Genomic DNA, 722 nt, shown 5'->3' with positions numbered 1-722 from the left:
CATTGACCGGAGTACCATTACGATCAACCGTTTCTGCCTTAACGGTCAACTCGCCATCAGCAAAGCCTGCCGGCACTTCTGCCGTATAGCTGCCATCAGGATTAACTGTGGCTTTCACCTGTTGTTCCAGCGGATTACCTGCCTGATCCTGACCAGTAATCGTCAAGATCACTTCACTACCTGGTGCAACATCAGTCGTTCCACCTGTAATATGACCCGTGTTGTCCACATCAACGGTAATAGTTCCGTCAACTCGGTCTAGACCACCTTGATCTGGTGTAGATGGATCATTGTCATGATCGGTCTTCACAAGGCTGTCTTCTGCATTGACCGGAGTACCATTACGATCAACTGTTTCTGCCTTAACGGTCAATTCGCCATCAGCAAAGCCTGCTGGTACTTCTGCCGTATAGCTGCCATCAGGATTAACTGTAGCTTTCACCTGTTGTTCCAGTGGATTGCCTGACTGGTCCTGACCGGTAATGGTTAAGGTCACTTCACTACCCGGTGCTACATCTGTGGTCCCACCTGTGATATGGCCCTGATCATCAACATCTACTGTAATTGATCCATCAACGCGGTCCAGACCACCTTGATCCGGTGTAGATGGATCATTGTCATGATCGGTCTTCAACAGGCTATCTTCAGCATTAAGCGGAGTACCATTACGATCAACCGTTTCTGCCTTAACGGTCAATTCGCCATCGGCAAAGCCTGCCGGT

At 49.3% G+C, this 722-nt stretch carries 1 pseudogene; it reads right to left on the bottom strand.

Annotation, left to right across the window (positions count from 1 at the left end):
* A pseudogene (locus C1642_RS17595) lies at positions 1-722 on the bottom strand (hypothetical protein); the annotation flags it as partial.

This window comes from Acinetobacter sp. AKBS16 (genome assembly GCF_002899995.1).
GTDB classification, from domain to species: domain Bacteria; phylum Pseudomonadota; class Gammaproteobacteria; order Pseudomonadales; family Moraxellaceae; genus Acinetobacter; species Acinetobacter baumannii.
The sequence above is the reverse complement of the archived record's forward strand: the minus strand, read 5'-3'. Positions and strand labels throughout refer to the sequence as shown.